Genomic DNA, 26,242 nt, shown 5'->3' on the forward strand with positions numbered 1-26,242 from the left:
CACAGGGGGACGCAGTGGGCGCTGAAGCGGTGGTCACGCATTTCCTGTTCGCCTCGGCCCTGATTCTTGCGATCGGCCATGGCGCCGGCTGGGTGGCACAGCGCCTGAAGCAGCCGTACATCGTGGGCCAGTTGACGGCGGGCATCGCCCTCGGCCCCTCGCTGCTCGGCAGCACCGCGCCGGATGCCTACACGCTGCTGTTCCCCCAGGAGATCGGCATCGCACTGAACGGGCTCGCGCAGTTCGCCCTGGTGGTCTTCCTGTTCGCGGTGGGATACGAGCTGGATCTGAAGATCCTGGGCGACCGGGCGCGTACGGCGGTGACGGTGGCCCTGGCGGCGTTCGTGGTGCCGATGGCCGTCGGGAGCGGCTGCGCGCTGCTGTTCCGGGAGCAGTTGCGGGCACTGGACTTGCCCGCGCTCACGGTCGGCATGGTGCTGTTCGCCGGCGTCGCCCTGTCGATAACGGCCGTACCGGTGCTGACGGCCATCGTGCGGGAGAACGGTCTGGCCGACACGGTGCCGGGAGTCCTCGCGGTGTCCGCCGCCGGGCTGCTCGACGTGATCGGCTGGACGGTGCTGGCCGGGACGATGCTGGACGGCGACAGCGGGCAGCACGCGCTGGGCTGGCAGTGGCGGGCGCCCATCGCGGCCGGTTTCGCCGTGCTGATGCTGGTGGCGGCCCGGCCGGTGCTGCGCAGGCTGCTGTGGCGGACCCGGATGGAGCCGTCCCTGCGGCTGGCGCTGCTGATCGGCTTCGCCTGCGCGTCGGCGTCCGTGACGCAGTTCCTCGGGCTGCACGCGATCTGCGGCGCGCTGCTCGCGGGGATCGTCTGCCCGCGTCAGGACGACGGCACGCTCGACCCGGACCTGCTGCGGCCCCTGCACATCGTCAGCTCCCTGCTGGTGCCCTACTTCTTCGTCTTCTCCGGGCAGTCCGTCACCCTCAACAACATGACCGCCACCGGGTGGATCGCGCTGCTGGTGGTGACGGTGCTGGCGGTCACCACGAAGGTCGGCAGTGGCGTGGTGGCGGCCCGCGTGGGCGGACTGGACCGGGACGACGCACGGACCGTCGGTGTCCTGCTGAGCGCCCGGGGCCTCACGGAGCTGATCGCCCTCAACGCCGGTCTCCAGGCGGGCCTGGTGAGCAAGCCCCTCTACACGGTGCTGGTCTTCATGGCCCTCGCCACGACGCTGCTGACCCAGCCCCTGCTGATCCTGGTCCGCCGACTGTCGGACCACGAGCCGACCCGCGTCCCGGGCCGTGCGGAGAGCGTGACCGTCCTGCCGCTCCAGGACCACATCGCCGACGCCCCGGTGCCCCCTCGCCCGTCGGACGGCACGTCCACCACGCCGGTGGCGGACGCGGGCTGACCTGCCCGGGGCGGCACACGGGCGCCACCCCGGACGAGGCCGCCGCCTACAGCGGCATCGGCGCCATGTCGCAGTCGATACGGCGGCCCTGGCGGGCCGCCAGCAGCCACGGGTGCTCGCCACGGACCACACGAGCGAAGCCGTCCGTCGCCTTGCGCTTGAACTCGTCCGCCTCCGCCCTGCGGCCCAGGCCGAGCAGGTCGAGAGCCAGGTTCGCCATGCAGGACAGCGTCAGCGGGTGCTCCTCGCCGGCGATCTCGGCGAGCAGCGGCAGATTGGCCTGGTCGATCTCGTGCGCCCGCTCGAAGTCGACGCGTGCGTAGGCCGTGTTGGCCTGCCCGATGGCGACGGTGAGCGTGGTGACATGCCGGGGCCCCACACCCGCTGCCAGCCGACGTGCCGCGTCGTCCTCCAGCTCCTGAGCCTGGTCCAGCGCGCCGAGTTCGCGCAGGGTGGCGGCCAGGTTCGCCTTGGTCAGCAGGGTGTACGCGTGGTCTTCGCCGAGACGCTGCTCGAATCGCCGCAGAGTCACCTCCGCCAGTTCCCGGGAGCCGTCGACGTCACCGGTCAGGCGCCGGTCGACGGCCACGTTGGTCGCCGTCGACATGGCGTCGAAGTGGTCGTGTCCGTAACGGGCGATGAAGCGCCGCAGCGTCTCCTCCGAGAGCTTGGCCGCCTCGTCGTGCGCCCCGTCACGACGCAGGCAGACCGCGAGATTCCGGGCGATGCGCAGCGTGAGCGGATGTTCCTCACCGAGTTCGGTGCGCGCTCGGCGGTACGCGTCGTCCTGGAAGTCGCGGGCGCCGGGATAGTCCCCGCTCTCTCGCATGTCGATGGAGAGGGCGTTGAGGGTGTTCAGGGTGAAGAAGCTGGCCGGGCCGAAGAGCAGCTCACGCTGCTGGGCGTTCTCCCGGTCCAGCGGCAGCGCCTCCCGGAACCGGCCGCACAACCGCAGGGCGACTCCCCAGGCGTGGGTGGCGCGCAGCGTCATCGGATCGTCCGGGCCGAACAGGGACCGGGCCAGCTCGGTGGCCTCCTGAGTCAGAGCCCGCGCTTCCTCGAACCTGCCCTGGTAGCCGCGGGCGTCGGCCATCTCGCACAGCGAGTCGATCAGGTTCTCCGGGTCGATGTCGGTACGGCGGGAGATCTCCAGGGCCTTCTCGGTGAGCGGAATGGACTCGGGAACCTGGCCGTTCTGCCGCAGCAGGAATCCGAGGCTCTTGGTCATCCGGAGGACGTGGACGTCGTCCTCGCCGGAGGATCCGATCCAGGCACTCCAGGCCTGGCGGGCGAAGTCGGCGGCGTTCACGTGGTCGCCCCAGTAGTAGAGGAACCACACCGTGTCGAAGACCAGCTCCCGCACATAGGTGTCGGTGCTCGTCACGGCCTGGGACGTGAGCACGTGGGGCAACAGCGCCTGGTACGCGCGCCATTCCAGTGAGGAGCCGGAGGGACCGGGCTTGGCGGCCGACAGCAGCTGGTGCGCGGCGTCGCGCATCCGCTCCCGTTCGTCGGCGCTCAGCTTGGCCAGGAGCACGGTCTGGAGCAGGCGGTGCATCTGCAGGGTGTCGGAACGCGGGTCCACCCGGACCAGGGAGAACTGGCTGAGGTCGCGGACGGCGCGGTTGAGTTTGATCGACTCCCGCAGCAGGGGGTCGACCTCCGGCGTGACGTTGACACCGCGGCTGCCGCGCAGCATCGCCCTGGGGATGGGCTCGGGAGCCATGCTGGCGCAGATGTCGAGCAGCTGCCGGGCGCCGGGGTTGTTCTCCTTGATCCGCTCCAGCGAGATGTCCCACGCGGCGGCGACGGACACCGGATAGTCGGGAGCCGGGTCGAGCTCGAGGATCTCGGGACTGCGCTGCGCGAGCAGGTCGAGGTATTCGTCGACCTGCATGCCGGTCACCGCGCGCCAGGCTCCCGCCTGCTCGACCGCGAGCGGCAGGTCGCCCAGCGCTTCGGCGAGCCGGCCGGCGTCCTCCGTGGACAGGTCGGGCGAACGCTTCTGGAGCAGCTCGATCGACTCCTCGCGCTCGAACACGTTGACCGGCAGCGATGTGGCCACCCGTTCCCAGGCCCGGTTCCGGGAGGTGACGATGACCTTCCCGGGGCCATTGGTGGGGAAGTAGGCGCGCACCGCGTCGACGTCCTCGGCGTTGTCGAAGACGAGCAGCCAGCTGTCGTACGGCTTTCCGGTGCTCAGCGCCTCCAGTACGGCCGGCACGGCCGTGTTGGCGGCCGGGGCGCCGAGGCTGTCCTGGCCGGTCGGGGCGACACCCAGCTGCGCCGCCAGCTGGGCCAGCGCGGCCAGAATGAGGCTCTCTCGCTCGGCGGGGATCCAGCAGATCACCCGGTAGTCGTGCTGGTGGGTGTAGACGTACTCGAGTGCCAGCTGGGACTTGCCGACACCGCCTAGGCCGTGCAGGGCGTTGGGCAGCACCGCGGCCGTGTCCTGCGAGCCCAGCTGCTCCTCCACGGCCCTCAGCAGCGCCTGCCGGCCGACGAATGACGTGTTCCGCAGAGGCACGTTCACCAGAAGGGCGGCGGGCGTTCCGGTAGCGGTGGTCGGCATGGGGGGCTCAGCCTCCGAGGGATCTTGTGGGGTGGCGTCGGTTACCAGGGGTGGCACGGGAGGTTCTCCAGCTTCGTTGGGGCCGTTCGACGGTGGCAGACTTCCCGTTCCGTCGGGCAATCCCCCATGATCAGCGCGGTTCACCTCAGAGGGTGTAACTCCGGACATTCCCGGACTCACTCGATCGGCGGCACCGGGCCCGCGGGCCCGGGAGAGTCCGGGCTCGATACGGCGGGCCCGCTCGGAGTACGGCCCCGAAAGCGCCCGCATCACGGCGAGCTCGCTCCGCATCCAGCTCCGCTCGGACGGGTCGGGCAGCGTGGTGCCCATCGGATCGCGCAGGGCGGCGCGCAGCGCGACACCCCGGGCGCCGGCGGCGGGCAGTTCGCCCACCACGCTGACGGTGTGGGCGAGTTGGCTGCGCGTGGTGGTGGCGAGCAGTTCCTCACGGACCCCGTCGGCGAACTCGGGGTTCCCCTCGCCGCCGCCGTCCCAGTCGATCAGCCCGCCCATCAGGATCTCGGCGAGGTGGTCCGGGCCGGTCTCCGGCATGATGCGCCGCCGCAGCTGTTCCACGACGTCGAAATCGAAGGGAACGGCGGCGAGTTGGGTGGCGAGCCGGCGGGCGGCCGGGGTGGCGAGCGTGAAGAAGCGGCGCACGGCGGCCTTGGCGGCGCGCGGGAAGCGCGGGGCACGCAGTCCGGGTGCGGGCGATCCCTTGGTGAGGGTGCCGGCCAAAACGACCGGCAGGGCGCGACGCACTCCGCGCTCCCCGGTGACGAGGTCGGCCCAGGCGGCCAGGGAGCCGGGCTTCAGGGAGAGCACCGGCACGGGCACGGAGCCGTCACCCGCGTCGGGCAGCGGTCGCAGGGGGTCGGGGCCGCCGGGCGGCGCCCAGTGTTCGAGCCCGTCGTTGGCGGCGCCGAATCCGCCGGCCTCCAGGACGGCCGGGTAGGGGTAGAGCGAGGTGCGGTGGCGCAGATGCGGCGACAGCAGATGCACCAGGGCCGTGGGGCCGGCGTGGGCGAGCCGGCCGAGCAGGTCGTCGGCGGCGGGCGAGGCCCACCCATGGGCGAGTCCGTCGGTGACCACGAGGAAGACGCGGTCGCCACGCCCGTCGAGGAGTTCGGCGGGGTCGGCGGCCGCCCGGGCGGCGGTCCAGCGCAGGGTGGCGGTCCCGGTGCGCGGCACGTTCACCCGGACCGTGCGCACGGCCCGGAAGGCGCCGCTGTGCTCGGCGGCCTGGGCGAGACGGGCGGTGGACTCCTGCCAGATCCGGAGGGTGGGCGCGTCGTCGACGAGCAGGACCAGGTCGAAGGCCGCACTGCGGGCGGGACGCAGGAAGGGCATCCACAGGCCGTCCACGACTCCCTGCTCGGCGGTGGTCTCCTCGTCGAGTTCCAGGGTGTCCCGCGAGGGCACGCGTCGGGCCAGCTGGTGCAGGGCGCGGGCGAACCGGGCGGTGGTGCGCCCCGGGGCGTTCTGCGGTCGGTCGTCGGCGGGCAGCAGCGGCTGCCCGAGGCGCAGGGTGAAGCGGCCCTCGGCGTCGGGTAACAGGCGGGCCGCGGTGCCCGCTTCTCCGGGCAGCGCGGCGGTGACCGGCGGCTGCGGCTGGTCGCCGGGGTCCTCGGGAAGGGCGGGGGTGGCGGGCGGCTGCGGGGGGCGTACGGCGTCGGGGGCGGTGCCGGCCGGGCGGGGCTCGTCGGCCGGTGGTGTCTCCGGCTGGTTCGCGTCCTCCGCTTCCCGTCGGCGTACGGGTGGCGGAGCCGGGGGCGCCGCGGCCCGGCCCTGCGCGGGCTCCGGGCCGGATGTGCCCGGGCCGCCGTGGTGGCTCCAGTACGCGGCGAGCCAGACGGCGTCGGCGACGTCCTGCCAGCGTGGGACGGGCTGGTCCAGGGCGGCGGGGACCGGCACTCCGTGCTCTGCCGCCTCGTCGGCGGATTCGGCGAACACCGAAGGAGGCGACGACCCCGAAACGGGGAATCCGTCGCCGAGCCCGGATGCGTGCTCCCTGGGATAGCCCTTCATTCAGCGGCCCTTCGCGAGGTCGCGTAGGAGCATTTCCACGAGCTTACGCCCGTCACCATCGGCCTGGAAACCACCCGCGGTAGTCATCTGGACAGCGTTCAGTAGCTGGTCCAGTGAGTGGGTGCCGCCGGCCTGGACGCGCTGGACGAACAGGTCGACCAGGTCTTCCGTGCCCTGCGGGCGGGTTCCGAGGTGCCCTTCGACCATGGCCAGGAGCTGCTCCCGGGTGGGCGTGCGCATCTCCAGCGGCAGACAGCGCCGGCGGAAGGCCGCGGGGAATTCGCGTTCTCCGTTGCTGGTGATCACCACGACCGGGAACTCCCGGCACTCGACCCGCCCGCCGCGCACCTCGGCTCGGCCCCCCGGGTCGCTGGTGTGGACGCACGCGGTGTCCGCGGCGTCACGCACCAGCTCGGGGACGTCATAGCTTCCGTTCTCCAGGACGTGCAACAGGTCGTTCGGCAGGTCGATGTCGCTCTTGTCGAGTTCGTCGACGAGAAGCACACGGGGACGATCGTAGGGCAGCAGGGCGGTCCCCAGGGGGCCCAAGGTGATGAAGTCGCCCAGAACTGGGGGAAGTTGACGAGGTTTTTGAGTAAGCACGGTGTTGACGTCTTCGGCCGGCCCCGTGTCGTCCGCCGGCCCCGTGGCGTCCGCCGGACCCGGGCCGTCGGCCCGCCAGGCGGCGATGGCCTGGGCGCGGCCCATGGCGTCATGGGCGTAGAGGCCGTCCCGCAGGGTCGTGCGGCTGACGATGTTCCACTCCAGGACCCGGCCGAGGCCGAGCTCACGCGAGATCAGATGGGCGAGGGTGGACTTGCCGACGCCGGGCGGGCCGGTGATCAGCAGGGGCCGGCGCAGCAGCAGCGCGGCGTTGACGATGTCGATCTCTTCCTCGCCCAGCTGCGGGGTGACGTCGCCGGGGCCCAGGCGGCGCAGCGCGGCCTGCGGGTCGGCCGGGGGCACGGGGCACGGCGGACCGCCGGCGAACCGGCGCCAGGGCGGCGGTTCGGGCAGTGCCGGCGGGACGGCGGGGGCACTGCCCGTGCCGTGGAAGAGCCGCCAGCCGTTCGGGACCGTCTGCTCCTGCGCACTCATGCCGATGCCTCCTCGCTGGCGAGATCGCCTGGGTCGATGGGCTGAACATCCACGGGACGCGTCGGATCGTCCCAGAAAAAACCGATATGTCTACCCAGGAGTTCGCCGGGGCCGCGCCCGTCGCTCTCGGCGTTCCTGCGCAGGAGGTGAACGGCCACCGGGATCCTCGCCGGCGTGGGCGCCGCGGCGAACAGGGCCGTCACCACCTCCCGGCGCTCCTCACGGAAGACACCTCTGCGGTCCCAGATCGCGAGCCCTATCCCTTCCGCTATGGCGGCCTTGAGGGCCTCCAGGGCCATGACGTCGGCCGGCGCGTCGAGCACCACCGCCGTACGTCTGGGTTCCCCGGCGAGCCCGGCCTGCCACTCGCCGAGCCGACCGCCGTCCGGTTCGCGCCAGCCGTGCACCAGGACGCCGTGTTCGCGCAGGGTGTGCCAGCGTTCCCGCCACTGGTCCAGGACCAGCGCGTCGTCCGTGCGCATCCGCTCCAGACTGCGCAGGTGCACCCCGTACTTCAGGCTGAGCGGCAGCGGCTGCCCGTCGCCGACCCGGAAGGTCAGGCCGGCCACATCGTGGTTGAGGAGGTCGTACGGAAGGACGAACTCGATGTACGGCGGCGGCTGCCTGCGTCCACTCGGATCGGGGTCGCGGGGCACCGCCCAGAGGCGGGCGCCCTGGCGTAACGCGCGCTGGACGGCCGTGCCGAGCTCGTCGAGGGTGGTCGTGGCGGGTTCGCCGGGCTGGGGGTCCCAGCGGCCGGGGACGGTGTTGAGCCAGGGGCGGACGACGATCTCGCCGGTGCCGTCCCGTGCGGGTTCGACGGCGACGACCAGGCAGCGCGGGATGTCCGGATCACTCGTCACCGCGCCGCGGACCCGGCGCCGTTCCTCCAGTGCGCCGGTCAGGCCGTGCTGCCCGGCCCAGTCCTTCACCCACCCGGACAGGGCGGTGCGGTGCTCGGCAGTGGCCGCGAGCCGGGCGGCGTGGTCGATCAGGAGGACGGCGGGGGGCAGTCCGTCCGGCTGCACGTTCCAGTCCAGGACGTGGGCGAGGAGTTGTTCCGGAGCGAGTCCGGTGGGCAGGTCGAGGCCGTTGAGTTCCTCGACCAGGGCGTCACGCAGCCGGGCCGCGGGGAGTTCGCCCAGGGCGAGGAGGGAGCGGGCCCGGGTCATGTCGCCACGGGAGAGGGGGCCCTGGAGGGCGGACGGCGGGGCGGGCGCGAGCCACTGGTCGAGCAGCAGGTCGAGTTCGTCGCCCGCCAGATCTCCTTCGAGGATCCGGACCACCTCGACCAGTACGCGCTCGCCGCCCGGCATGCTCAGCGCGGCGCGCACCAGCAGCACCACGTCCTCGCGCAACTTCACGCCGCGCAGGTCGATCTGACGGCCCAGCAGATCACCCAGGACGACCCCGAAGTGCAGCCGCCCCTGCGCGTCCTCCATGCAGCCCAGACCGCACAGGGCGTTGGTCATCCGTAACAGCAGCCGTAAGCCGCCCGCGCGGCCCGAGTCGTCCTCGGGTTCGCCGAACCCCGCGTGTGTCTCCACCGACTTTCCCCCTGAGCCGGTACACCTGCCTGACCGACCAGCGAAGTTAGCACGGCAACCAGCGGTTAACCAGGGACGAATGGGATCAGAAGGACGACGTCCGGCCAGGATCGTCCCAGGCGGGACAGGCCTGGCCGGATGTGATCGGCCTCCGGCTCACAGACGCGGGTCCACCGGCTCCGACTCCAGGGCCAGGACGCCGAAGACGGCCTCGTGGACGCGCCACAGCGGCTCGCCCTCGGCCAGCCGGTCCAGCGCCTCCAGGCCGAGCGCGTACTCGCGGATCGCCAGGGACCGCTTGTGGTTGAGGAACCGGGAGCGCAGGCGGGCCAGGTTCTCCGGGCGGGTGTACTCGGGGCCGTAGATGATCCGCAGGTACTCGCGGCCCCGGCACTTGATGCCGGGCTGCACCAGGCGGCCCTGCGTGTCGCGGACCAGTGCGCCGACCGGCTTGACGACCATGCCCTCGCCACCGCGGCCGGTCATCTCCAGCCACCAGTCGACACCGGCCCGGACCGACTCCGCGTCGGCGGTGTCGACGTAGAGCCGGCGGGTGGTCTGGAGCAGGCCGCTGCCGTCGTGCTCGACGAGCCGGTCGAGCAGGGCGAGCTGCTCGTCGTGCGGCAGCCCCGCGAGGCTGCGGCCCTGGACCGCGAGGATCTGGAACGGTGCCAGGCGGACGCCGTCCAGGCCGTCCGTCGTCCAGCAGTAGCGGCGGTACGCCTCGGTGAACGCGGTGGCGTCGGCGGACCGTTCGCGGGTGCGGGACAGCAGTCCGGTCACGTCGACGCCCCGTGCCGCCGCGCCCTCCAGCGCGGCCAGCGCGCCCGGGAACACCGCGCCGGACGCGGCACCCACGGCGGCGTACTGCGAGCGCAGCAGCCCGGACGCCTTCAGCGACCAGGGCATCAGCTCGGCGTCCAGCAGCAGCCAGTCCGTCTCGAGGTGCTCCCACAGTCCGGCCTCGCCGATCGCCGTGCGCACCCGGTCGAGGATCTCCTCGGTGAGCGCCGCGTCATCGAGGAACGGGCGGCCGGTGCGGGTGTAGAGGGACCCGGTGGGCCCTCCCCCACTCTCGGCTGCGCTCGAGCGGGAGGTGCCCCCATCGCCGAAGCGCTTGCGGGCCGCTTCCGCGTCCCGGCACACCAGGGCCACTGCCCGCGAGCCCATGTGCTTCTCCTCGCACACGACGCGCGCGACACCGTCCGCCGCGTACTGGGCGAAGGCCTCGGCCGGGTGCTCCAGGTAGCCGTCGATGTGACTCGTGGCCGTCGGGGCCATGGTCGGCGGGAGGTACGGCAGCAGCCGCGGGTCCACCGCGAAGCGGCTCATGACCTCCAGGGCCGCCGCCGCGTTCTCCTCGCGGATCGAGATCCGGCCCTGGTGCCGGGTCTCCACGACCCGGCGGCCCCGCACGTCCGCCAGGTCCAGCGGGCGGCCGTCCTGCCCGCCGGGGGCCTCGGAGCGCAGCGGCCTCGCCGGCTCGTACCAGACCCGCTCCGCCGGTACGTCGACCAGCTCGCGCTCCGGCCAGCGCAGCGCGGTGAGCTTGCCGCCGAAGACGGCGCCGGTGTCCAGGCAGATGGTGTTGTTCAACCACGTTGCTTCCGGAACCGGTGTGTGGCCGTAGACGACGGCCGCCCGGCCGCGGTACTCCTCCGCCCACGGGTAGCGCACCGGCAGGCCGAACTCGTCGGTCTCGCCGGTCGTGTCGCCGTACAGGGCGTGGCTGCGGACGCGGCCGGAGGTGCGGCCGTGGTACCTCTCGGGCAGCCCGGCGTGGCAGACGACCAGCCGGCCGCCGTCGAGGACGTAGTGGCTGACGAGGCCGTCGATGAACTCCCGTACCTCGGCGGCGAACTCCTCGCTCTCACCCGCCATCTGCTCGATGGTCTCGGCGAGGCCGTGGGTGTGCTGGACCTTGCGGCCGCGCAGGTACCGGCCGTACTTGTTCTCGTGGTTGCCGGGCACGCACAGGGCGTCGCCCGACTTCACCATCGCCATCACGCGGCGCAGCACGCCCGGGCTGTCGGGGCCGCGGTCGACCAGGTCGCCGACGAAGACGGCGGTCCGGCCCTCGGGGTGGACTCCGTCGGTGTAGCCCAGCTTGTCGAGGAGCGACTCCAGTTCGGCGGAGCAGCCGTGGATGTCGCCGATGATGTCGAAGGGGCCGGTGAGGTGGGTCAGGTCGTTGAAGCGCTTCTCGGTGACGACGGTGGCGGTCTCGACGTCCGCCACGCCGCGCAGGACGTGCACCTTGCGGAAGCCCTCGCGCTCCAGGTGCCTGAGGGAGCGGCGGAGTTCGCGGGTGTGGCGCTGGATGACGCGGCGGGGCATGTCAGCGCGGTCGGTGCGGGCCGCGTTGCGCTCGGCGCACACGTCCTCGGGCACGTCCAGCACGATGGCTATCGGCAGGACGTCGTACCGCCTGGCCAGCTCGACCAGCTGACGGCGGGCTTCGGGCTGCACGCTGGTCGCGTCCACGACGGTGCGGCGGCCCGCGGCGAGGCGCTTGCCGGCGATGTAGTGCAGGACGTCGAAGGCGTCCTTGGTGGCGCTCTGGTCGTTCTCGTCGTCCGAGACGAGACCGCGGCAGAAGTCGGACGAGATGATCTCCGTCGGCTTGAAGTGCCTGCGGGCGAACGTGGACTTGCCGGAGCCCGAGGCGCCGACGAGCACCACCAGGGAGAGGTCGGTGACGGGCAGGACGCGCCCCTCGCGTACGTCGGTCATGCCGCCTTCGCCTCCTTCGGGGTGGTCAGTGTGAACACGGCCATCTGGGTGGGCGGTCCCACCTCCGGGTCGTCCGGGCCGACGGGCACGAACTCGGCCTCGTATCCGTGCCGTTCGGCCACCGCCTCCGCCCAGGCCCGGAACTCCGCCCGGGTCCACTCGAAGCGGTGGTCGCCGTGCCGGACGTGACCGGCCGGGAGGCTCTCCCACCGCACGTTGTACTCGACGTTCGGGGTCGTCACGAGGACGGTCCGGGGCCGTGCGGCGCCGAACACGGCGTACTCCAGGGCGGGCAGCCGGGGCAGGTCGAGGTGCTCGATCACCTCGCTGAGCACGGCGGCGTCGTACCCCTTGAGCCGGTTGTCGGTGTAGGCGAGCGAGCCCTGGAGGAGTGTGACGCGCGCGGCCTGCCGCTCCCCCATGCGGTCCAGCTTCAGCCGCCGGGACGCGATGGTGAGCGCGCGCATCGACACGTCCAGGCCCACGATCTCCGTGAACGCCGGGTCCTTGAGCAGCGCCTGCACCAACTGGCCCTGGCCGCAGCCGAGGTCGAGCACCCGGGCGGCCCCGGACGCCTTGAGCGCGGCGGTGATCGCCTCCCGGCGCTGCACGGCCAGCGGGGTCGGCCGCTCCTCGGTCTCGGTCTCCGCCTCGACCGCGTTGTCGATCTCCTCGACCTCGCTGTCGTCCGCCTCCGCCAGCCGCACCAGCTCCAGTCGCTCCGTCGCCTGCCGGGTCAGCGACCAGCGGCGCGAGAGGTAGCGGCTGGTGATCAGCTTCTGCTCCGGATGGCCGGGCAGCCAGCCCTCGCCGGCGCGCAGCAGCTTGTCGACCTCGTCGGAGGAGACCCAGTAGTGCTTCGCGTCGTCCAGGACCGGGAGCAGGACGTACAGGTGGCGCAGGGCCTCGGCGAGGGTGCGGTCCACGGACTCCAGTTCGAGCCGGACGTAGCGCGAGTCGCCCCACTGCGGGAACTCGGTGTCCAGCGGCACGGGCTCGGCGGTGACCGTCCAGCCGAGCGGCTCGAAGAGCCGTCGTACCAGCGCGGGGCCGCCGCGGGCGGGCAGCGCCGGCACCTCGATGCGCAACGGCCGGGACTCGGCGGGCAGTTCGGGCCGGGCGTTGCAGACGCCTTTCATCGCGCTGGAGAACACGTTGCTCAGCGCCACGGCGAGGAGGGAGGAGGCGGCGTACGGGCGGTCGTTGACGTACTGCGCGAGTGCCGAGTCCGGGGCGCCGCCCCGGCCCTTGCCCTTGCCGCGCCGGACCAGGGCCACCGCGTCGACCTCCAGCAGCAGCGCCGCCGTGCAGCGCTGGGCGTCCGCCTCGGGGTAGAGGACGTGGGCCGTGCCGTAGGAGGTGGAGAACGCCTGTGCCTTCTCGGGATGCTTGTGCAGCAGGAAGCCGAGATCGGTGGCGGGGCGCTCCGGGGTGCCGGTGGTCGTGATGGTCAGAAACACGGTGGGTCGACCTCTGATCAGTGGTCTGAACTGCGGATACGCCCCACCGTACAGAGCCGGCCCCGGCACCACCCGGGAATTTTCGCTAGCCTCCCGGTCGACCGGGCGTTCGAGGGGGATTCGCAGGAGCGCCCACGCACGCGGAGATGCGGAGGCCTCACGTGACAGACGCCGGGACCAGCGCGGGACACATCGACACCGGCAAACCCCACTCGGCACGCATGTACGACTACTACCTCGGCGGGAAGGACAACTACCCGGTCGACGCGGAGGCGGCCGAGCAGGTGATATCGCTCTTCCCCGCCGCCAGGGAAATGGCGCGGACCAACCGCCTGTTCATGCACCGCGCCTCCCGGCTGCTGGCCGGGCGAGGTGTCCGGCAGTTCCTCGACATCGGGACCGGCATTCCGACCGAGCCGAACCTCCACCAGATCGTCCAGGAGATCGTCCCGCGGGCCCGGGTGGTGTACGCGGACAACGACCCGATCGTCCTGAGGCACGCCCAGGCCCTGCTGCACAGCGCACCGGAAGGAAAGACCGCCTACGTCCACGGCGACGTGCGGGAACCGGGAAAGATCATCGAGGCGGCACGGGAGACCCTCGACTTCAGCCGGCCGATCGCACTGTCCCTGGTGGCCCTGCTGCACCTGGTGGCGGACGAGGACGAGCCCGCCCGGATCGTGCGCGAGCTTCTCGAACCCCTGCCGGCCGGAAGCTACTTGACGCTCTCCCACGCCACGGGCGACTTCGACCCGGAGACCTGGGAGCGGGTCGTCGAGGTGTACCGCAAGGGCGGGACGGCGGCGCAGGTGCGCTCCCACGCCGAGTTCTCGGCGTTCTTCACGGGACTTGAGCTGGTGGAGCCGGGGGTGGTGCTCGCCGCTCGGTGGCATCCCGAGCTCGGGGAACAGACCGGCGGCGGGGGCGGGGGCGAGGAGACGCCCCTCTACGTGGCGGTCGGCCGCAAGCCGTGAGGGTGGCTCCGGCGGATCGCGCGCCACGCCCGATCCGCCGGACAGACGTCCTGTCGTGCTGCCGTACCCGCCGTTCTGCCGTACCGGCCGCGTACCGGCCTCAGGACAGCTGGGACTGCACCTGCGAGGAGATCAGCTCCAGGTGGTCGAGGTCGTCCAGATCGAGGATCTGGAGGTAGATGCGGCTCGCGCCGATCTCGGCGTAGCGGCCGATCTTGTCGACGACCTCGGCCGGGGTGCCCGCCAGGCCGTTGAGCCTCAGCTCGTCGGGCTGACGGCCGATCGCCTCGGCCCGGCGGGCGACCTCCTGGTCGTCCCGGCCGACGCAGACGACGAGGGCGTTGGAGTAGGTCAGGTCGTCGCCGTTGCGGCCGGCCTCCTCGGCGGCGGCACGGACCCGGCCGAACTGGCGCTCGCTGTCCTCGATCGAGGCGAAGGGGATGTTGAACTCGTCGGCGTACTTCGCGGCCAGCCGCGGGGTGCGGGTGGCGCCGTGGCCGCCGACGAGCACGGGGATCTTCTTCTGCGCGGGCTTGGGCAGCGCGGGAGAGTCCGTGAGGTCGTAGTAGGTGCCGTGGAAGTCGTAGGTCTTGCCGAGATCCGTCGACCACAGGCCGGTGACGATCTCCAGCTGTTCCTCGAGGCGGGCGAACTTCTCCTTGGGGAACGGGATGCCGTAGGCCGTGTGCTCCTCCTCGAACCAGCCGGCGCCGAGGCCGAGTTCGACCCGGCCGCCGGACATCTGGTCGACCTGCGCGACCTGGATGGCGAGCACGCCGGGGAGCCGGAAGGTGCCGGCGGTCATCAGGGTGCCGAGCCGGATGCGCTTGGTCTCACGGGCGAGTCCGGCCAGCGTGATCCAGGCGTCGGTGGGGCCGGGCAGGCCGTCCACGGAGCCCATGCGGAGATAGTGGTCGGAACGGAAAAATGCGTCGAAGCCGAGCTCCTCCGTGGCCTTGGCCACGGTGAGCAGAGTGTCGTAGGTGGCCCCCTGCTGGGGCTCGGTGAAGATGCGAAGATCCATGCCTCCATCCTGCACGCCGGGCCGTGGGACGACGGATCGGACCCCCGTCCCGCCCGGTCCCCGGTCGGGTGAAATTACGTCAATACCGCGGGTCCCCCGTGACCGGGCCAGTGACCGGCCCCGTTGGTGATCGTTGGCTCGGGCGGAGCCGGAGCCCCCGGCTTCCGCACCGGCCGGTGAGCGCCGGGGCGTCACCCGCGTCGGCCTCCCCGGGGGCCAGGGGCCGAGGAGGCCGTCATGTCCGAAGAGACCGTGCCGCAGCAGGGCGGGACCGGGCAGCCGAAAGGGCTGTTGCAGCAGATGGAGGAGCTGATGGCGGCGTTGAACGCGGACCTGTCGGCGCTGGACGCGGATCTCCAGGCGGCGGGGGACGCCGACCGGAGGTCGGGCGAGGAGGAGCAGGTCGGCTGAGGCCTGCTCCGGCGGGGCGGGCCGGAGCCGGCCTCCGGCAGCCGCTACCCCGCCTCCCTCTCCGGTAACGCCTGTTCCCGGTCCGCGAGTCTGCGGAGCATCTCCAGGACGCGGTCCCGGGACTCGTCCGCCGCGTCGATGGCCTCCATGCACTGCCAGTACGTGCCCTCGTCGTCCGCGGCGCAGGCGAGGCCCACGAGGGCGATGCCGACCTCGCCGAGGAGGCCACCGAGGTACATCAGGGTGTGGCGGGCGTCGCCCAACTCGGTGAGCTGGCCCGCCCGCAGCTCACCGGGGGCCAGATCGGGCGGGTCGAGGACACCGCAGCCGCGGCCCGCCAGCTCCGTCAACCCCAGTGCCTCGCCGCGCAGTTCGGGCGGTCCGGCGACCGCGAGGCGGCTGCCGATCGCCTGCGCGAGGGCCTGAGCCTGCCACACTTCGGCCAGGACCCCCGGCACATCGCCGCCCGCGGCCAGGGACCGCCTGCTCGTCACGATGAGCCGCACCGCGTCCATGCGCTGCCCCCGTCCTGTCCGACGCGCTCCGCGCGTCCGTCCGCCCGAACTCCCTTGTTCACTACCCAGAGTGAAGGGGTGTGAGACGAAAAGCCAGAGGAAGACGGAAATCTGCGGACAACAATTCGGATTCGGGTCGCGTTTTGATTACGGAGAGTACAAGCGGACTGTGTGACTCCTGGAGTGGACCGCCCGGCTCCTAGATCGGGAACCTCCGTTCGTTCCGGTCGATCTTCGCGTCCAGCGCGGCCAGCGGGTCGATGCCGAGCACCTCGCACAGCTGGAGCAGATACGCGAGCACGTCGGCGACCTCGTCCGTGACCCGGTGCGCGGTGTCCGGATCGGCCATGACCCGGGCCGACTCCTCGGGCGTCAGCCACTGGAAGATCTCGACCAGCTCGGACGCCTCCACGCTGAGCGCGGCGGCCAGGTTCTTGGGTGTGTGGTAGGGCTGCCAGTTCCGCGCGGCCGCGAACTCGGCCAGCCGGCGTTGCAGTCTCGCCACGTCGAGAGGTTCTGTCACGGCTTCAGGTGTACCACCGTGACCCCGTCGGTCCCGGCGGCCCATGACGCGTCGCTCACCGCGCCGACCAGCCGGATGTGGCCGCGCTCGCACATCCGGGCCGCGAGCCGCAGCAGTTCGCCCCGCTGCCCGGGATCGAGTCCCCGGTCGAGGCCGTCGGCGAGCACGGTGAGCGTCTGGAGGGCGGCGGGCACCTCGCCGGCCGGGTCCAGGTCGAGCACACCCGGCCCGGTGAGCAGCACCAGTGCGAGCGCGACGTATCTCAACTCCCCCTCGCCCAGCCGGCCGAGCTCCGTCCGGATGCCGTCGCCCCGGTCGAGCACCGCCCGCACCGCCCCGCCGGCCGCCGGCTCGGCCAGCACGTCCGCCACCGGACCCGCGCAGCCGGCCCGTACCGCCGCGACGAACTGCGCGTGCCGGTGTCCGCACTCGGCGCGGGTGCGCAACAGGACGTCCGCGAGGTTGCCGCAGTCGCGGAGCAGCCGGCCGGAGCCGGCCGGTACGGGGCCGCGCATCCGGCCGGGACCGGGGTCACAGGCGAAGACGGAGCGCAGGGCGACCACCATCTGCTCGGCGGCGGCCAGCACCCTGCGCTGCCCGGGCGTCCGGCCGGCCACGCGCAGCGGCAGCAGGGCGGTGCCGAGCCGGTCGTCCGGCAGCGGGCCACGGGTCACCGGCGTCGGCCCGGCCGTGTGCCAGGCGGCCTGCACGGCGCGCTTCCCGGGGTCGCGCAGGGCGGTCTCCAGCAGGACCAGTCCGCCGGCCGTCAACCGCTCGCCCACCACGCGCAGTTGAGGCTCGGCCTGCACGGCGACATCGAGCCGGACCGGGCCGGCGGGCCCGTCGGCCGTGCAGCCGATACGGAAGCCCCGGCGGTGCTGCGCGTCGGGCCGGGCCCGCTCCGGTACACAGGCGACGGGGTCCGGGAACGCCTCGCCGAGCGCCGCGCCTCCCCCGAGCCGGGCGAGCGCCTCGTACGCCCGCAGCGCACTGGACTTGCCGCAGCCGCTGGGACCGGCGAGGAGGGTGAGCGGCCCGAGCGGGAGTACGGCGCGGCGGTGGCTGGTGAAGGCGGACAGCCGCAGTTCGGTGATGCGCGGCCGCTCGGGGTGCGCGGCGCCGCCCGCCGGAGGGCCGGGCTGCACGAGGGGGGTGGGAGCGGGGGGCGTGGGAGCGGGGGGCTGGGTCATGTCCGGACCGTAGGACTTGGTCCGCGGGACGAACCGTTCCGTCTTCCGGGGCTTCCCACGATCGGGCGACCCGCTCCCAGAGGCCGTCACCCTCACCCCCGGGCGACGTCACACCCCGGGAACCCCGACCCCCTCCATCAGCCCTGTCACCTCGGTCCCCGCCGGCGTGAGCAGGAACACGTTGCGGTCCACCCGGTGCATTCCGCTCGCCAGGCCGAAGACGACGCCCGTGCTGAAGTCGAGGACGCGCTTGGCGACCTCCGTCTCCGCGCCGGTCAGGTCGAGCAGCACCGGCACGCCGGCCATCAGGGTCTCGGCGACGTCACGGGCGTCGGCGAAGACGTTCACCCGCAGGACGACGAAGCGGCGTCGCGCCTCCGTCTCGGCCTCGGGTATGGACCGGTGGTCGACGGAGGACGGCCAGGCGTCCCGGCCCCGCAGCGGCACGACCTGGGCGAGCCCCTCCCACTGTTCGTCGGTGACATCGTGGCTGTTCACCGGCATGCTCCGTCCTGGCTCGCGCTGGCTGTCTCCATCGGCCAATTCTTGCGCACGGTCACCCGTTCGGCCCAACAGCGACACGCTCCGCCACCTCGATGCACCTCACAACGGCCGGAAGACGGCTGTGTGACGGGCGTAACTGCTCGTGATCAAGCAATGTGACACCTGCGTAACGGGACATTCGTACCGTCGAGGGCATGACCACGACCCCCCGGCCGCAGCAGGAGACGCAAGCGGTGCGCACGGTCTGCTCGTACTGCGGTGTGGGCTGCGGTCTCGTGCTCGATGTGGCCATGGGGCCGGACGGGCGGCGCACGGTCCTGAAGGCGTCCGGCGACAAGGCGCACCCGGCGAACGCGGGCCGGCTGTGCACCAAGGGCGCGACCACGGCCGACCTGCTCGCCGCGCCCGGGCGGCTGACCACCGCGCTGGTCCGGGACGACCGGGGTGAGGAGCCGGTGCCCTCGCCCGTCGCCGACGCGATCGCCGAGACCGCCGCGCGGCTGCGGACGATCGTCGACGCGCACGGGCCGGACGCGGTGGCCTTCTACGTGTCCGGGCAGATGAGCCTGGAGGCGCAGTACCTCGCGAACAAGCTGGCCAAGGGGTTCGTGCGGACGAACCAGATCGAGTCCAACTCGCGGTTGTGCATGGCGAGCGCGGGCACCGGCTACAAGCTGTCGCTGGGCGCGGACGGGCCGCCCGGCTCGTACGAGGACTTCGATCAGGCGGACGTCTTTCTCGTCATCGGCTCGAACATGGCGGACTGCCATCCGATCCTCTTCCTGCGGATGATGGAGCGGGTCAAGGCGGGCGCCAAGCTGATCGTCGTGGATCCGCGGCGGACCGCCACCGCCGCCAGGGCCGATCTGTTCCTCCAGGTCCGGCCGGGGACCGACCTGGCGCTGCTGAACGGCCTGCTGCACCTGCTGCACGCGGACGGGCACACCGACCCCGGTTTCGTCGCGGCCCACACCGAGGGCTGGGAGGACCTGCCCGGGTTCCTCGGCGACTACGCCCCGGCGGCGGTGGCGGAGATCACCGGGCTCGCCGAGGACGACATCCGCCGGGCGGCCAGGCTGATCGGCGAGGCCGGCACACAGTGGATGAGCTGCTGGACCATGGGGCTGAACCAGTCCACCCACGGCACCTGGAACACCAACGCCCTGGTCAACCTGCATCTGGCGACGGGCGCGATCTGCCGTCCGGGCGCCGGGCCGTTCTCCCTCACCGGCCAGCCCAACGCCATGGGCGGGCGCGAGATGGGCTACATGGGCCCGGGGCTGCCGGGGCAGCGGTCGGTGCTCGTGGCTCAGGAGCGGGCGTTCACCGAGGAGGTGTGGGAGCTGCCGCCGGGGACCCTGCGGGCCGACGGGGTCGGGCAGGGCACCGTCGAGATGTTCCGGAAGATGGCCGACGGTGAGATCAAGGCCTGCTGGATCATCTGCACCAACCCCGTCGCCTCGGTCGCCAACCGGCGTACGGTCATCGAGGGCCTGGAGGCCGCCGAGTTCGTCGTCACGCAGGACGTGTTCGCGGACACCGAGACGAACGCGTACGCCGACGTCGTCCTGCCCGGCGCGATGTGGACCGAGGCGGAGGGCGTCTTCGTCAACAGCGAGCGCAACCTCACGCTGACCCGGGCCGCCGCCGATCCGCCCGGGGAGGCGATGGCCGACTGGCGGATCATCGCGGAGGTCGCGTGCGCGATGGGGTACGAGAAGGGGTTCTCGTACGACAGCGCCGAGCAGGTCTTCGAGGAGATCCGGCGGTTCCACAACCCGAAGACGCAGTGGGACCTGCGCGGTGTCTCCTATGAGCGGCTGCGCCGGACGCCCGTGCAGTGGCCGGCCGCGCGGGAGGACGGGCCCGAGCGCAATCCCGTCCGGTACGTGGGTGACGACGGGCTGCGGTTCCCGACGGCGAGCGGCCGTGCCGTCTTCTTCGCCCGGCCGCACCTGCCCGCCGCCGAGATGCCGGACGACGACTACCCGTTCGTGCTCAACACCGGGCGGGTGCAGCACCAGTGGCACACGCTCACCAAGACCGGGAAGGTCGCCAAGCTCAACAAGCTGAACCCCGGGCCCTTCGTGGAGCTCCATCCGCGGGACGCGGACGCGCTCGGGGTCGTGGAGGGCGATCTGGTCGAGGTCGCCTCGCGGCGCGGGCGGGCCGTGCTGCCGGCGGTGGTCACGGACCGGGTGCGGCCGGGCTGCTGCTTCGCGCCCTTCCACTGGAACGACCTGTTCGGCGAGTACCTGAGCATCAACGCGGTGACGAGCGACGCGGTGGATCCGCTGTCGTTCCAGCCGGAGTTCAAGGTGTGTGCCGTTTCGCTGGCGAAGGTGGCGACGCCCGTTGCGACGCCCGGGTCCGAGGAACCCGTCGCGGCCCTGACGCCCACCGTGGTCACCCCGGGCGGCGCCGACCCCTTCGGTCTGGAGCCCTCCCCTCCCCCGGTCCTGTCCGCCCAGGAACGCCAGTACCTCACCGGCTTCCTCGCCGGGCTCGGCTCGGGCGCCCCCGGCGTTCCGGTGCTCCCGCCCGACGCGCCCTTCACGCCCGAGCACGCCCTGTGGGTCAACGGGGTCCTCGCCGGCATGTACTCGCGCTCGGCGCCACCGGCCGCCCCCGCGAGGGAGCCGGCCGGCCGTGAGGTCGTGGTGCTGTGGGCCTCGCAGACGGGGAACGCCGAGGAGTTCGCCGCCGCCACCGCCGCGCGGCTGACCGAGACCGGGCACCGTACGAGCCTCGTCGGCATGGACGAGGCGGACGTCGCCGCGCTCGCCCGCACTGCGGACCTGCTCTTCATCACCAGCACCTTCGGGGACGGTGACGCGCCCGACAACGGCACCGGCTTGTGGGACACGCTCTCCGGCGAAGGGGCCCCGCGGCTTGAGGGTGTGCGGTACGCCGTGCTCGCCTTCGGCGACTCCTCGTACGACGACTTCTGCGGGCACGGGCGCCGGCTGGACGCGCGGCTCGACGAGCTGGGCGCGGTGCGGCTGGCCCCGCGTACGGACTGCGAGCCGGACTACGAGCCCTCTGCCGGGGCGTGGCTCGACCAGGTGCTCTCGGCGCTCGGCGGCACCACCGCGGAAGAGCGCAAGCCCGAGCCCGAGCCGAAGCCCAAGTCCGAGCCCAAGTCCAAGCCCGCCGCCACGATCGCCCGGCTCGTCGGCAACCGGCTGCTCAGCCGGCCCGGCGCGGGCAAGGAGGTCCGGCGGTTCACCTTCGACACCAGCGGGACGGACCTGGCGTACGAGGCCGGGGACGCACTCGGCGTGCGTCCGGTCAACGCGCCCGCCCTCGTGGCGGAGTGGCTGGCGGTGACCGGGCTGGACGCCGGGGCGGCCGTCGAGGTGGCCGGTGTGGGCGAGGTGCCGTTCGCCGAGGCGCTGGGCCGGCACCTCGACATCACGAAGATCACCCCGGACCTGCTGCGGTTCGTCGCCGAACGGGCCCGGGACAAGCACCAGTTGCGCAGGCTGCTGCGGCCCGACAACAAGGACGGGCTGGCGCAGTGGTGCTGGGGGCGGCAGGCCGTGGACGTGGTCGCCGAGTACGCGGTGCGGGCGAGCGCCGAGGAGTGGGCCGGGGTGCTGCGCAAGCTCCAGCCGCGGCTGTACTCCATATCGTCCAGCCCGCTGGTCGATCCGCATCAGGTGTCGCTGACGGTGTCCGTGGTGCGGTACGAGAACCTGCACGGCCGTCCGCGCGGCGGGGTCTGCTCGCCGTTCCTCGCCGACGCCGGGGCGGACACCGAGGTGCCGGTGTTCGTGCAGCGCTCGCCGCACTTCCGGCCCCCGGCCGACGCGTCGACGCCGATGGTCATGGTCGGCCCCGGCACCGGCGTCGCGCCGTTCATCGGTTTCCTCCAGGAGCGGCGGGCCCTCGGGCACCGGGCCCCCAACTGGCTGTTCTTCGGCGAGCAGCACCGCGCGACGGACTTCTACTACGAGGACGAGCTGACGGCTCTGCTCGACGAGGGCACCCTCACCCGTCTGGACACCGCCTTCTCCCGCGACCAGCGCAACAAGGTGTACGTACAGGACCGGATGCGCGAGCACGGGCCGGAGCTGTGGCACTGGCTGTGCGACGGCGCCCGCTTCTACGTCTGCGGCGACGCCTCCCGCATGGCCAGGGACGTGGACCGGGCCCTGCGGGACATCGCGGTGGCGCACGGCGGGCTGAGCGAGGCGGAGGCCGCCGCGTACGTGAAACACCTCGCGGCGGACAAGCGGTACGTACGGGACGTGTACTGAGCGGGCCGCGACTCCTTGGCGGTTCCTGAGGCGCACGCAGGTCCTTACTCGCCTCACACCCGTCTCTTCACCACCGTCCGGGCCCCGCTCACCGGCGGCGATTAGCGTCCTTCGGCGTGTACTCGGCAGAAACCACGCTGGTGGTGCCCGGCCCGCGCACGCAGTCGGCGGCGTCCGTGCCGCCGTCCCCGGCCCAGTGGCACCGCGTCCTGACCCTGCTCGCCGACATCAGTCTGCTGATCGGCACCCGTGCGGTGTGGGCGACGGCGGCCAGTCACCGGCCGGCCGTGGCCGCGGTGATCTCGGTGTGCTATGCCTCGATCCTGGCGTGCGGGGTGCTGACTCTGGTCGTCCGCCGGGAACGGTCACTGGCGCGGGTGGACCTGTGCGTGCTGGTGACGGGTGTGACGCTCGCCCTGTGCGCGTGGATCATGCTGCACCGGGGTTCCGACGAGGCGCTGCTCACCACGCAGGCGGCACGGGAGGTGGCCGCGGGGCATCCGGTGTACGGACAGCCGTGGCCCTGGCTCTTCGGCCACGGCGTGGCCCTCACCCCGACGGTGACCGGGGGCTACGACCTCACCTACGGCTATCCGCCGTTGGCCCCGCTGCTGGCCGTGCCGCTGCTGTGGCTGGGCCACGGCGGCACTCCGGCGACGGCGGTGAGCACGGGCGCGCTGGTCGCCGGCACGGTCGTGCTGTGGCGGATGCTGCCGGCGCCGTGGCGGTCGGCGGCGACCATGGTGTGTCTGGGCTTCGGGATGCTTCCGTCGTACGGGCGGCTCGGCTACCCGGCCGTCGTGGCCCTGGCCCTGCTGGTGCCGGTGGTGGTGCGCTGGCCCCGCATCGGCGCGGGCGGGCGGCTCCGGGCGGCCGGTCTGGCACGGGCCGCATGCCTGGGGGCGGCGTGCGCGGCACAGCAACTCCCCTGGTTCCTGGCACCGTTCCTGCTGGCCGGGATCTACGCGGTGCGCCGCGGCGAACTGGGCGGCCGGGCCGCGGCGCTGGTGGTGCTGCGGTTCGCCGGGGCCGCGGCGACCGTGTGGCTGCTGATCAACACCTACTTCGCCGTCAGCGAGCCGGGCACCTGGCTGACGGGGATCGCCCTGCCGCTGACGCAGGGCGCGGTGCTGCACGGGCAGGGCGTGGTGGACATCTCGCTGTACCTGACCGACGGCAGTGACCGGCTCGACTGGTACTCCTCCGCGAGCCTGCTGCTGCTCGCCGGCCTGCTCGCGCTGTTCGTGCTGTTCGTACGGCGCCTGGGGCCGGCCGCGACGGTCCTGCCCTGGTGTGCCTTCTATCTGGCGACCCGCTCCCAGGACGGCTACTACCTGTTGATGACGCCGTTGTGGCTGGCGGCGGCCGTCACCGCGCCCGCGTCGGCCTTCGCCGGGGCGTGGCAGCCCCGTCCGCGGTCGCTGTCGGGCCCGCGGCGCCGCCCGGCCCGGATCGCCCTGACGGTGCTGCTGCTCATGCCCGCGCTGGGTGGCGCGGCCGTGGCGGCGACGGGCACGCCGCCCCTGCGGATGCGGGTCGTCGCGGTCCGCCACGCCACCGCGGCCACCGTCTCCCGCCTCACGCTGCAGGTCACCAACACGGACGGCACGGCCCTCGCCCCGCACTTCACCCTGACCATGGGCCAGGGCATGGACCCGTACTGGAAGGTCGTCCGGGGGCCGCGCAGTCTGCCCGGGCATGCCACCGCCCGCTATGAACTCCGGCCGCCCTCGGGCCGGTTCACCCTGCCCCGGCCGGGGGCCCGGATCCGCCTGCGCGCGTTCACGGCGTCGCCGCAGACCCTGTCGAGCGCGGATGTGCAGCAGGCGGTGCACCGAACGGGCTGAACCCGCGCCGGGGTCGTGTCAGCCGCTGGTCCGGACGAAGCGCAGGCCGGCGGTGACCGTGGTCAGGCCGCGGATCATGCCCAGCTGGTTCCAGCCCATGCCGAACTGGTCCCGGTCCACGCTGAACTCCGTCTCCAGCGTGAGCCCCGTGGCGTTCCCGTCCTTCAGTCGGGCGGTGAGGGACAGCGGCCTGCTGACGCCGCGCACGGTGAGCTGACCGACGATGTGCACCTGGTCGCCGTCGCGCAGCTCGGCGCTGCGGGCCACGAAGGTGATCTCGGGGTGGTGGTCGGCGTCGAAGAAGTCGGCGGACCTCAGGTGGGTGTCGCGCTTGGCGTTCTTGGTGTCGAGGGAGGCGACGTCGAAGGTCAGGGTGCCGACGGCGGACCCGTCGGACCGGACCTCGCCCGAGCCGCTGATCGCGCCGAACGTGCCCTTCACGGTGACCAGGCCCCACATGGTCTTGTGCCGGATGCCGACGGTCGAAGCGGTCGTGTCGAGCTGCCACAGTCCGGTTTCCACGGCGACGGTCATGATCTTCCTCCACTCATATCGTCCAAATTTGGATGACTGCACGCTAGCGTCTCGTCCAAAATTGAACAACCCTCTTCTCCAAATTTGGACGACAGGTACGCTGGATGCATGGCCGACCCCCAGGAGCACCCCGCCGACCTGCCCGAATGCCCGTTCACCGAGGGCAGCGGGCTGCTGCCGGCGGAGCTGCGCGCCTGGATGCTGGTGCTCGCCGCGACCGGGGCCGTGGAGCAGCGGCTGCGCTCGGTCGTGAAGGAGAAGCTGGACGTCTCGCACGACGAGTTCCTGATCCTGTGCCTGCTCGCGGAGCAGCCCGAGGGCGGCCTGCGCATGACGCGCGTCGCGGAGCTCCTGGGCCGCCCGAAGACCCGCCTCACCTACCAGATCGCCTGCCTCCAGCACGCCGGCCTCGTCACCCGCAGGTCGGTGTGCGGCGACAGGCGCGGTGTCGAGGTCACCCTCACCGACAAGGCCCGCCGCCTCCTGACCGAGGCCTCCGGCCCGCTCGCCGAGACGGTGACGCAGTCCCTCGCCCGCTTCATGGGCCCGGACCAGCGGGAGGCGCTGTGCGCGCTGGTGCCGGACCTCGCCGAGGAGTCCCGCCCGGACTGAGGGAGGTCCGGGAGCCGGAGACGCCGGTCGCGGCGGCCCGACTAAACGGAATCGGAACCTCCAGCACATCTGCACACGGTTCGCCAGGACGCCGGGGGACGGCACGCAGGGCGCCAAGTCAGTGCCGTGGCACGGGGATTTGGCGCCGAAGTGCCCGCTTCGGGAATCGGGGCGCAATACCCGTGCGCACGACGGGGCGACAGGGTGTGTGAAGAAGTGGGCGCATTTCGTGTGCCCGTGGTCATGGTGGTGAAGACGGTCACCGAAAGGCGCGGTGCGGTGCCGGGAGGCGGCTGGAACTTTTCTCCCGCGGAGTGCTTTGATCCTGCGCACGGCGGAGCCGTCGGTGCGGAATCTCGGTTCTGAACTCGGCAACCCCCCACGCTCGCCGCCATTGCGAGATATTCACGCGAAGGGAAACACCTCCAATGAACCTCACCTCTCGGGTCGACATCGCCGAGCTGTCCGACGCCGACCTGGAGACCGTCTCCGGCGGTATGGCGGGCGGCGCCTCCGTGGGCCTCGTGGGCAGCCTCTCCAGCGGCCTGGTCGAGCCCCTGACCGCGGGCGTCTGCGCCGACCTCCAGGGGTCCCTGTCGTCGGACGGCGCCTCGGCCGGCGGCAGCGCTGCCGTTCACACGACGTCGCTCTGACGGCATCCGCGCTAAGGGCCCCGGGACGCGTTCCCGGGGCCTTCGCCGTACCCGGGCGCTTCCCCACGGTCGCAAAGGTGGGGAATTCGCGAAGCTCGTGACGGAATTCTGGACACGACGGGGGTGGGTAACACCGCGGCACGGCATGACGCAGACTTACACGGGCCCCTCAGACCCGGCTGTAAAGCGTTAGGACAAACCCTGTGAAACCCGACTTGACCCGGACCGAAGAACTTCCGATCTACGAAAGCCTCATACGCGAACGCGGCGACGTCGTCGAGGAGGCTCGCGTCGTCGCCGAAGAGACGCAGCACCAGATGACGCAGGCCCTGAACGGGCACGCACCGGTCCAGCAGGAACCCAGCCCCCAGCAGTAGGC

19 protein-coding genes are annotated in these 26,242 nt (G+C 72.3%); 8 read left to right on the forward strand and 11 right to left on the reverse strand.

What is annotated here, in order from left to right; genetic code table 11:
• Nucleotides 1–14 precede the first annotated feature (14 nt).
• Complete coding sequence (locus SCNRRL3882_RS09735; RefSeq protein WP_086012463.1) at nucleotides 15–1,376, forward strand: cation:proton antiporter; 1,362 nt, start codon at nucleotides 15–17, stop codon at nucleotides 1,374–1,376.
• A 46-nt stretch (nucleotides 1,377–1,422) separates the two neighbouring features.
• Here SCNRRL3882_RS09735 and fxsT read toward each other — a convergent pair whose 3' ends face one another.
• The 5 genes from fxsT to SCNRRL3882_RS09760 form a co-directional block, all read right to left on the reverse strand.
• Nucleotides 1,423–5,976: an FxSxx-COOH system tetratricopeptide repeat protein gene (gene fxsT / locus SCNRRL3882_RS09740; RefSeq protein WP_010033823.1), complete on the reverse strand. Its 4,554-nt coding sequence runs from the start codon at nucleotides 5,974–5,976 to the stop codon at nucleotides 1,423–1,425.
• A complete protein-coding gene (locus SCNRRL3882_RS09745; RefSeq protein WP_010033820.1) occupies nucleotides 5,977–7,074 on the reverse strand; it encodes an AAA family ATPase in 1,098 nt (365 codons plus the stop codon).
• Nucleotides 7,071–8,621 carry an effector-associated domain 2-containing protein gene (locus tag SCNRRL3882_RS09750; protein WP_010033819.1) on the reverse strand — a complete coding sequence of 517 codons (1,551 nt, stop codon included), beginning with the start codon at nucleotides 8,619–8,621 and terminating at the stop codon, nucleotides 7,071–7,073. Before SCNRRL3882_RS09750 ends, SCNRRL3882_RS09745 begins: the two co-directional genes overlap by 4 nt.
• Nucleotides 8,622–8,777: 156 nt before the next feature.
• Nucleotides 8,778–11,354, reverse strand: a complete 2,577-nt coding sequence (locus SCNRRL3882_RS09755) for a polynucleotide kinase-phosphatase (protein WP_010033817.1) — start codon at nucleotides 11,352–11,354, stop codon at nucleotides 8,778–8,780.
• Entirely contained in the window at nucleotides 11,351–12,814 is a 1,464-nt protein-coding gene (locus SCNRRL3882_RS09760; RefSeq protein ID WP_010033815.1) for a 3' terminal RNA ribose 2'-O-methyltransferase Hen1, read from the reverse strand. The genes SCNRRL3882_RS09755 and SCNRRL3882_RS09760 overlap by 4 nt, the downstream gene beginning before the upstream one ends.
• Before the next feature lie 161 nt (nucleotides 12,815–12,975).
• Between SCNRRL3882_RS09760 and SCNRRL3882_RS09765 the strand changes: the two genes are divergently transcribed.
• The gene (locus SCNRRL3882_RS09765) at nucleotides 12,976–13,788 is read left to right on the forward strand and encodes an SAM-dependent methyltransferase (RefSeq protein ID WP_010033812.1); all 813 of its coding nucleotides are present in this window, start codon (nucleotides 12,976–12,978) and stop codon (nucleotides 13,786–13,788) included.
• A 100-nt stretch (nucleotides 13,789–13,888) separates the two neighbouring features.
• Here SCNRRL3882_RS09765 and SCNRRL3882_RS09770 read toward each other — a convergent pair whose 3' ends face one another.
• Nucleotides 13,889–14,812 carry an LLM class F420-dependent oxidoreductase gene (locus SCNRRL3882_RS09770; protein ID WP_010033810.1) on the reverse strand — a complete coding sequence of 308 codons (924 nt, stop codon included), beginning with the start codon at nucleotides 14,810–14,812 and terminating at the stop codon, nucleotides 13,889–13,891.
• A gap of 237 nt (nucleotides 14,813–15,049) precedes the next feature.
• On the opposite strand from SCNRRL3882_RS09770, the gene SCNRRL3882_RS41080 reads away from it, so the two are divergent.
• A complete protein-coding gene (locus SCNRRL3882_RS41080; RefSeq protein WP_010033808.1) occupies nucleotides 15,050–15,223 on the forward strand; it encodes a hypothetical protein in 174 nt (57 codons plus the stop codon).
• A 44-nt stretch (nucleotides 15,224–15,267) separates the two neighbouring features.
• Here the strand turns inward: SCNRRL3882_RS41080 and SCNRRL3882_RS09775 are convergent, their stop codons facing one another.
• From SCNRRL3882_RS09775 to SCNRRL3882_RS09790, 4 genes are all read right to left on the reverse strand, one after another.
• The gene (locus tag SCNRRL3882_RS09775) at nucleotides 15,268–15,738 is read right to left on the reverse strand and encodes a DUF6099 family protein (RefSeq protein WP_010033807.1); all 471 of its coding nucleotides are present in this window, start codon (nucleotides 15,736–15,738) and stop codon (nucleotides 15,268–15,270) included.
• A gap of 199 nt (nucleotides 15,739–15,937) precedes the next feature.
• Nucleotides 15,938–16,261: a nucleotide pyrophosphohydrolase gene (locus SCNRRL3882_RS09780; protein WP_029180747.1), complete on the reverse strand. Its 324-nt coding sequence runs from the start codon at nucleotides 16,259–16,261 to the stop codon at nucleotides 15,938–15,940.
• Entirely contained in the window at nucleotides 16,258–17,451 is a 1,194-nt protein-coding gene (locus SCNRRL3882_RS09785; RefSeq protein WP_010033801.1) for an AAA family ATPase, read from the reverse strand. Before SCNRRL3882_RS09785 ends, SCNRRL3882_RS09780 begins: the two co-directional genes overlap by 4 nt.
• A gap of 108 nt (nucleotides 17,452–17,559) precedes the next feature.
• A complete protein-coding gene (locus SCNRRL3882_RS09790) occupies nucleotides 17,560–17,955 on the reverse strand; it encodes a cell division protein SepF (protein WP_010033798.1) in 396 nt (131 codons plus the stop codon).
• A 194-nt stretch (nucleotides 17,956–18,149) separates the two neighbouring features.
• On the opposite strand from SCNRRL3882_RS09790, the gene SCNRRL3882_RS09795 reads away from it, so the two are divergent.
• Together SCNRRL3882_RS09795 and SCNRRL3882_RS09800 are read left to right on the forward strand one after the other, a co-directional pair.
• Nucleotides 18,150–22,217 (forward strand): bifunctional nitrate reductase/sulfite reductase flavoprotein subunit alpha, encoded by a 4,068-nt coding sequence (locus tag SCNRRL3882_RS09795; RefSeq protein WP_029180746.1) that lies wholly within the window; start codon nucleotides 18,150–18,152, stop codon nucleotides 22,215–22,217.
• Nucleotides 22,218–22,357: 140 nt separating this feature from the next.
• Nucleotides 22,358–24,064 (forward strand): hypothetical protein, encoded by a 1,707-nt coding sequence (locus SCNRRL3882_RS09800; protein ID WP_010033793.1) that lies wholly within the window; start codon nucleotides 22,358–22,360, stop codon nucleotides 24,062–24,064.
• An 18-nt stretch (nucleotides 24,065–24,082) separates the two neighbouring features.
• Here SCNRRL3882_RS09800 and SCNRRL3882_RS09805 read toward each other — a convergent pair whose 3' ends face one another.
• Nucleotides 24,083–24,598: a YceI family protein gene (locus SCNRRL3882_RS09805; RefSeq protein WP_010033792.1), complete on the reverse strand. Its 516-nt coding sequence runs from the start codon at nucleotides 24,596–24,598 to the stop codon at nucleotides 24,083–24,085.
• 108 nt (nucleotides 24,599–24,706) lie between these two features.
• On the opposite strand from SCNRRL3882_RS09805, the gene SCNRRL3882_RS09810 reads away from it, so the two are divergent.
• From SCNRRL3882_RS09810 to SCNRRL3882_RS41085, 3 genes are all read left to right on the forward strand, one after another.
• A complete protein-coding gene (locus SCNRRL3882_RS09810) occupies nucleotides 24,707–25,210 on the forward strand; it encodes a MarR family winged helix-turn-helix transcriptional regulator (protein ID WP_010033791.1) in 504 nt (167 codons plus the stop codon).
• Nucleotides 25,211–25,638: 428 nt separating this feature from the next.
• Nucleotides 25,639–25,863 (forward strand): hypothetical protein, encoded by a 225-nt coding sequence (locus SCNRRL3882_RS09815; RefSeq protein WP_010033790.1) that lies wholly within the window; start codon nucleotides 25,639–25,641, stop codon nucleotides 25,861–25,863.
• A gap of 215 nt (nucleotides 25,864–26,078) precedes the next feature.
• A complete protein-coding gene (locus SCNRRL3882_RS41085) occupies nucleotides 26,079–26,240 on the forward strand; it encodes a hypothetical protein (RefSeq protein ID WP_173937233.1) in 162 nt (53 codons plus the stop codon).
• Nucleotides 26,241–26,242 lie beyond the last annotated feature (2 nt).

Origin of the sequence: Streptomyces chartreusis NRRL 3882 (genome assembly GCF_900236475.1) — a bacterium.
Classification (GTDB): Bacteria; Actinomycetota; Actinomycetes; order Streptomycetales; family Streptomycetaceae; genus Streptomyces; species Streptomyces chartreusis_D.

Excerpts from the sequence above, each read along its gene's own strand:
- fxsT (WP_010033823.1), bottom strand. The coding sequence starts at position 5,976 with ATGAAGGGCTATCCCAGGGAGCACGCATCCGGGCTCGGCGACGGATTC.
- SCNRRL3882_RS09745 (WP_010033820.1), bottom strand. The coding sequence starts at position 7,074 with ATGAGTGCGCAGGAGCAGACGGTCCCGAACGGCTGGCGGCTCTTCCAC.
- SCNRRL3882_RS09755 (WP_010033817.1), bottom strand. The coding sequence starts at position 11,354 with ATGACCGACGTACGCGAGGGGCGCGTCCTGCCCGTCACCGACCTCTCC.
- SCNRRL3882_RS09770 (WP_010033810.1), bottom strand. The coding sequence starts at position 14,812 with ATGGATCTTCGCATCTTCACCGAGCCCCAGCAGGGGGCCACCTACGAC.
- SCNRRL3882_RS41080 (WP_010033808.1), top strand. The coding sequence starts at position 15,050 with ATGTCCGAAGAGACCGTGCCGCAGCAGGGCGGGACCGGGCAGCCGAAA.
- SCNRRL3882_RS09775 (WP_010033807.1), bottom strand. The coding sequence starts at position 15,738 with ATGGACGCGGTGCGGCTCATCGTGACGAGCAGGCGGTCCCTGGCCGCG.
- SCNRRL3882_RS09785 (WP_010033801.1), bottom strand. The coding sequence starts at position 17,451 with ATGACCCAGCCCCCCGCTCCCACGCCCCCCGCTCCCACCCCCCTCGTG.
- SCNRRL3882_RS09790 (WP_010033798.1), bottom strand. The coding sequence starts at position 17,955 with ATGCCGGTGAACAGCCACGATGTCACCGACGAACAGTGGGAGGGGCTC.
- SCNRRL3882_RS09795 (WP_029180746.1), top strand. The coding sequence starts at position 18,150 with ATGACCACGACCCCCCGGCCGCAGCAGGAGACGCAAGCGGTGCGCACG.
- SCNRRL3882_RS09805 (WP_010033792.1), bottom strand. The coding sequence starts at position 24,598 with ATGACCGTCGCCGTGGAAACCGGACTGTGGCAGCTCGACACGACCGCT.
- SCNRRL3882_RS09810 (WP_010033791.1), top strand. The coding sequence starts at position 24,707 with ATGGCCGACCCCCAGGAGCACCCCGCCGACCTGCCCGAATGCCCGTTC.
- SCNRRL3882_RS09815 (WP_010033790.1), top strand. The coding sequence starts at position 25,639 with ATGAACCTCACCTCTCGGGTCGACATCGCCGAGCTGTCCGACGCCGAC.